Origin of the sequence: Streptomyces sp. NPDC057543, from assembly GCF_042801895.1 — a bacterium.
Lineage (GTDB): Bacteria > Actinomycetota > Actinomycetes > Streptomycetales > Streptomycetaceae > Streptomyces.
This window is the reverse complement of the sequence record NZ_JBHVFF010000411.1, coordinates 1-5,602: the sequence shown is the minus strand read 5'-3', so window position 1 is coordinate 5,602 and position 5,602 is coordinate 1. Positions and strand designations below refer to the sequence as shown.

Below are 5,602 nucleotides of genomic sequence, written 5' to 3'. Positions count from 1 at the left end.
GCTCCGGATACCTGCCGCGCCTGCGCAGGGCGATCGATGGTGCCCGGGCGGCAGACATTCCTGTCATCTACGTGGTCATCGCATTGCGTCCGGGCTTCCCGGAAGTCGGCCCGCGCAACAGGGCACTCACCGCCGTCGCGCGAGCCGGGCTCCATGTCGAGGGCGACCCCGGCACCGAAATCCACCCCGATGTCGCGCCCCGGCCGGGCGAGGTGGTGGTCACCAAGAGACGGGCGAGCGCGTTCTCGGGCAGTGACCTCGACGTGGTGCTCAGGGCGCGCGGCATCGACAGCCTCGTGCTCACCGGCATCGCCACGAGCGCCGTGGTGCTGCACACCCTGTGCCAGGCCAACGACCTGGACTTCGACCTCACCGTCCTCGCCGACGCCTGCCTGGACACCGACGCCGAGGTGCACCGGTTCCTCACCGAGAAGCTCTTCCCGCAGTGGGCGGACGTCGTCACCGTCGACGACTGGCTCAATGCCACCACGCCCGGTTAGCGGCAGCCTTACGAGCTCGTGGATGGTTGGCGCCGACGCGTCGAGGGTCGCGGTTTGCCCTCTGGGTTCAGCGGCCTTCACCGATTGCACGCGTGAGATCGGCGAGCAGCACGGCCCCTGGGCGACAGGGGCGAGCACCTGGCGCCGTTGGAGCGAGCGAGGTGTCCGGGGCGAGGGCATGGAGCTGTTGGCCGGTTCCCGGGGGTTGCCGGCGGATCGCCGGATGGTGACCGCACCGCTGTGGGCTCCGTGGCGGGCGGGGGATTAGGTTGGCGGAGAAAAGCCTTCGGGCAGCCGGACTCGCGATGGGGGCGAGCATGACCATGCTAAAAGGCGCCAATGTTCCGGTGGCGGCTCACGCCGTGCGGGTCGAACTGGGGTGGCGCACCTCCCCGGGCTCGCCGGACGTGGATGGCTCGGCGCTCCTTCTCGTGTCGGGAAAGGTGCGGGGCGACGCCGACTTCGTCTTTTACAACCAGCCCTCCCACGCATCCGGCGCGGTACGCCACGAGGGCAAGCGAACCGCCGGTGACGCCGTGACGGACAACCTCGCCGTCGATCTGACGCGCGTCGAGCCGGCCATCGACCGCGTGGTCCTCGCCGCCTCCGCGGACGGGGGCACCTTCGGGCAGGTGACGGGGCTGTACGTACGGATCACGGACGCGGCGGACGGCTCGGAGATCGCCCGCTTCGACAGCGCGGACGCGACGGTCGAGACCGCGTTCATTCTCGGCGAGCTCTATCGGCGCCAGGGCGCCTGGAAATTCCGCGCCGTCGGCCAGGGGTACGCCACCGGCCTCGAAGGTCTCGCGACGGACTTCGGTATTTCCGTCGATGAACCACAGCGGCCCCAGCCGTATCGCCAACCCCCGTCGCCTCGACATCCCCAGCAAGGAACGCGGGTTGACCACCTGGCACCGCCCGCACCGCTGTTTCCGCCCGCACCGCCGGCATCGCCCCCGGCGCCTCCCGTGCCTCCCGCCGCCCCGCCCGTCCGGCTCTCCAAGGTGACTCTCACCAAGGAAGCGCCATCGGTCTCCCTCGCCAAACAGGGCGGCACCTCGGGAGCCCTCCGCGTCAACCTCAACTGGGAAGTGCGCAAACAGTTCAAGGGCTGGGGAAGCAAACTCGGCAGAGCGGTCGCCAACCACGCGGACCTCGATCTTGATCTCTGTGCCCTCTACGAACTCACCGATGGCCGCAAGGGAGTCGTACAGGCGCTCGGAAACGCGTTCGGCGCGCTCCGGCAGCCCCCTTATATCCATCTCGACGGCGACGACCGCACCGGCGCCGTGGCCACCGGTGAGAACCTCACCGTCAATCTCGACCAGAAGGACAAGCTCCGTCGCGTCCTGATCTTCGTCACCATCTACGAAGGCGCCCGGAGTTTTGCCGATCTCCATGCCACCGTCACCCTCCAGCCCCAGCACGGCGCCCCGATCGACTTCTCGCTCGACGAATGCACCGTCCCGTCCACCGTCTGCGCGCTCGCGCTTCTCACCAACAATGGGGGAGACCTCACGGTGCAGCGCGAGGCCCGCTATCTCGTGCCCGAGCGAGGAGTGAGCCCGCAGCGCACCATCGACCACGCCTACGGGTGGGGTATGAACTGGACCCCGGGCCGTAAATGACCCCCCGGGGGGTCCGGCCGTCACTGCGGCCGTCGGTCCCCGTCAGTCCCGGTCGGCTCCGCTCACCGGTCCGGCGCGGCCTCGGGACGGGCGTACGTACGTCCCTTCCAGGCCGCGCCCCGCCCCCGGTGGTGCTGCACCGCCGAATCGACCGTCATCAGGAGATACAGCACAGCGGTGAACGGCAGCAGCGGCGCCAGCCACAGCGACTGCCGGTAGTAGCCCAGCATCGGCATGTACGTCCCGGACATCACCGCCCACGCCGACCCGCCCGCCCACGCCGCCACCGGAGCACCGCCCAGCAGCCCCGCGACGAGCGTGACCGGCGGCGCGAGATATACCAGCGCGAGCCCGAGCACCGTCCCGAGGAGCAGCGGCACGCTGTGCCGCAACTGGGCGTACGCGCTCCGCGACACCATCCGCCACAGATCCGCCAGGCACGGATACGGCCGCACGCTGTCCACCCGCTCCGCGAGCCCCAGCCAGATCCGCCCGCCGCTGCGTCGCACCGCCCGCGCCAGCGAGACGTCGTCGATCACCGCCTGCCGGATCGACTCCGGCACCCGCGCCCGCTCCGCCGCCGCGGTTCGCAGCAGCACACATCCGCCGGCCGCCGCGGCCGTCCGTGCCCCCGCCCGGTTCACCCACCGGAACGGATAGAGCTGCGAGAAGAAGTAGACGAAGGCCGGCACGACCAGTCGCTCCCAGACGCTCGACACCCGCAGCCGGGCCATCTGCGAGACCAGGTCGAACCCGCCCGGCACGGCGGCGGCGACCAGCTCCCGCAGGCTGTCCGGCTCATGTGCGATGTCGGCGTCCGTCAGCAGCAGATACTCCGGCTCCCGGACCCGGGCCAGCGAGATCCCGTACCGCACGGCCCAGAGCTTGCCCGTCCAGCCCGGCTCCGGTTCACCGGGCGACGCCACCGTCACCGGCAGGCCCCCGTACCGTACGGACAGCGTCCGGGCGACGTCCCCGGTGCCGTCCGCGCTGCCGTCGTCCACGAGGAAGATCTCCGCGACCCCCGGATAGTCCTGTGCCATCAGCGACGGCAGACTCAACGGCAGCATGTCGGCCTCGTCACGTGCGGGCACGACGATCGCCACGGAAGGCCAGTGGTCCGGTGCCTCCCGGCGCGGCAGCCGCTGGTCGGTCCGCCAGAAGAACCCTTGTCCCAGCAGCAGCCACACCCATGCGGCCAGCGAACCCACGGCGATCCAGGCAATGGCACTCATCCGCCGCAGTCTGCCCCACTGTGACGGAACCGCAAGGGCGGTCGACTATGGTGACCGGGTGAAGATCGCGCTCATGGACTCCGGAATCGGCCTGCTCGCGGCCGCCGCCGCGGTACGCAGGCTGAGGCCCGACGCCGATCTGGTGCTCTCCTCCGACCCCGGCAGCATGCCCTGGGGGCCGCGTACCCCCGAGGACGTGACCGCCCGCGCGCTGGACGTGGCCCGCGCGGCCGCCGACCACCGGCCCGACGCACTGATCGTCGCCTGCAACACGGCCTCCGTACACGCCCTGCCGACGCTCCGCGCCGAGCTGGAACCCGAGCTGCCGGTCATCGGCACCGTTCCCGCCATCAAGCCGTCCGTCGCCGGTGGCGGCCCCGTCGCGATCTGGGCCACGCCCGCCACCACCGGCAGCCCGTACCAGCGCGGACTCATCCGGGACTTCGCGCACTCCGTCGCCGTCACCGAGGTCCCGTGTCCGGGTCTCGCCGACGCCGTGGAGCACGCGGACGAGCCGGCGATCGACCGGGCCATCGCCGCGGCCGCCGCGCTCACCCCGCGCGAGGTGCGGGCCGTGGTACTCGGCTGCACCCATTACGAGCTGGTCGCCGAACGCATCCGCGCCGCCGTGCGGCAGCCCGGTCTGCCGCCCGTCGTGCTGCACGGTTCCGCCGGTGCCGTCGCCGCCCAGGCGCTGCGCCGAATCGGAGTGGCGCCCGCTCCGTCGGCGGAACCGGCCGGAGGTCTCACCGTGCTCCTCGGCGGCCGCACCGCCGACCTCCCGGGAGCCGCTCTGGCCTACGCCGAGGGGCAACTGCTGGGGGCCGTCAGCACCGCCCGCTGACGCGGCACGGGGCCATCGGGCCCATGCCCGGCGTGCGGGTTCTTGAGTACGCTGCTTGACATGAGGGACCACCCCCGAAAACCGAGGCGCCCCGGCGCCGACACGCACTCCGACGTATGGATCGGCAGGGCCACCAACCGGGCCCAGTGGGTGCTTGCCGCCGCGGGCGCCGCCTGCCTGGCGCTCGGAGTCCAGCTGGCCGTCACCTCCCACTGGACGTCCGGAGTCGCCCCACTGCTGATGGCCGTGATCGGCTGCGTCGCCGCCGGACTGCTCATGCTCTTCGGCACCCTCGCCTTCGTGAACGTGGCCGTCAAGGTCGACGGGGACGCCCTCGAAGTGCGCTGCGGACACATGGGCATCCCGCGCCGCCGCATTCTGCTGACCCAGGTCGTGGGCGCGGAGTTCGTAGCCCAGGTCAACCCACGCCAGTGGGGCGGCTGGGGCTACCGCTGGCGCCCCGAGCAGGGCACGGCGGTGGTGGTCCGCAGGGGCGAGGGCCTGGTGCTCCGGCTCGGTGACGGCCGGACGTTCACCATCACGGTCGACGACGCGGAGACGGGCGTACGATTCATCCGCGAACGCCTGCACCTGTCGACGAGCGGTGCGTCGGCCGGAGCCTGATCCACGACAGGGCCCGTGGCCTCCGGGGCCCGGGAACACCGTTCGGATCAGGTGCCTGAGGGCCATCGCCCGGTTGGCGCGTCCCATCCGCCCCGTCCGCATCATCCGGCCCCGTCGAGCCGTCGCCGATGGGACGCCGGGCCGACGCGAGCCCCGCGAGGAGCCCCGCCCCCGCGGTCACCGGCGTGAAGCTCAGGGCATTGCCGACGCTCGCCAGTAACCCGATTGCGGTGAGCGCGGCGCCGGCTGTGAGGACGACGGCCGTGGTGCGGGGCGACCGCCACAGTACGTACAGCAGCCAGCCGAAGGCCGACCCCAGCAGCACCACCCCCACCACGCCCTGTTCGGCCGCCTGCTGGAACGGTGCCGAGTGCGGCTTGCCGTCGGAGTGAACGGTCTGCTCCACGGTGGGGCTCAGTTCGGCGAACCGTCCGGGGCCGACGCCCAGCACCGGATGTTCTCCGGCCAGCTCCAGCGCGTCCTGCCAGAGAAGCACCCGGTTCGGGGTGAGCGGACCTTCCAAGGACACCATCAGGCCCTGGGGCAGCGCGTCGGCGGCGACCGCCCATGACGTTCCGACGGCGAGACCGGCGGCCAGCGCGAGCCCCACCAGCCCGAGCAGCCGTTGCCGCATCCTGGCGGCGGCCAGCGAACAGAGCAGCACCCCGAGTGCCGCGGCGAAACCGGCCACCGAACGCAGCGACAGCGCGGCGCACGCCGCGCCCAGCGCCAGCAGCCGCAGCGCGCACCGCAGCGGGGCCTGCGGGG

At 71.9% G+C, this 5,602-nt stretch carries 6 protein-coding genes; 4 read left to right on the top strand and 2 right to left on the bottom strand.

The annotated features are described in order from the left end of the window. Together ACFU8Q_RS38485 and ACFU8Q_RS38480 are read left to right on the top strand one after the other, a co-directional pair. Positions 1-500, top strand: a 500-nt coding sequence (locus ACFU8Q_RS38485; RefSeq protein ID WP_384463931.1) for a cysteine hydrolase family protein, incomplete at its 5' end; no start/stop codon positions are given. Positions 501-805: 305 nt separating this feature from the next. Then, complete coding sequence (locus tag ACFU8Q_RS38480; RefSeq protein ID WP_384463928.1) at positions 806-2,131, top strand: TerD family protein; 1,326 nt, start codon at positions 806-808, stop codon at positions 2,129-2,131. A gap of 62 nt (positions 2,132-2,193) precedes the next feature. On the opposite strand, the gene ACFU8Q_RS38475 is transcribed toward ACFU8Q_RS38480, so the two are convergent. Then, complete coding sequence (locus tag ACFU8Q_RS38475; protein ID WP_384463925.1) at positions 2,194-3,366, bottom strand: glycosyltransferase; 1,173 nt, start codon at positions 3,364-3,366, stop codon at positions 2,194-2,196. 58 nt (positions 3,367-3,424) lie between these two features. Between ACFU8Q_RS38475 and ACFU8Q_RS38470 the strand changes: the two genes are divergently transcribed. Then, on the top strand, positions 3,425-4,210 hold the full coding sequence (locus ACFU8Q_RS38470) for a glutamate racemase (RefSeq protein WP_384463922.1): 786 nt from the start codon (positions 3,425-3,427) through the stop codon (positions 4,208-4,210). 60 nt (positions 4,211-4,270) lie between these two features. After that, positions 4,271-4,834 (top strand): hypothetical protein, encoded by a 564-nt coding sequence (locus ACFU8Q_RS38465; RefSeq protein WP_384463919.1) that lies wholly within the window; start codon positions 4,271-4,273, stop codon positions 4,832-4,834. Here ACFU8Q_RS38465 and ACFU8Q_RS38460 read toward each other — a convergent pair. Then, the coding region (locus tag ACFU8Q_RS38460) for an O-antigen ligase family protein (RefSeq protein ID WP_384463916.1) at positions 4,782-5,602 on the bottom strand (821 nt) is incomplete at its 5' end. The genes ACFU8Q_RS38465 and ACFU8Q_RS38460 overlap by 53 nt on opposite strands.

Excerpts from the sequence above, each read along its gene's own strand:
- ACFU8Q_RS38475 (WP_384463925.1), bottom strand. The coding sequence starts at position 3,366 with ATGAGTGCCATTGCCTGGATCGCCGTGGGTTCGCTGGCCGCATGGGTG.
- ACFU8Q_RS38480 (WP_384463928.1), top strand. The coding sequence starts at position 806 with ATGGGGGCGAGCATGACCATGCTAAAAGGCGCCAATGTTCCGGTGGCG.
- ACFU8Q_RS38465 (WP_384463919.1), top strand. The coding sequence starts at position 4,271 with ATGAGGGACCACCCCCGAAAACCGAGGCGCCCCGGCGCCGACACGCAC.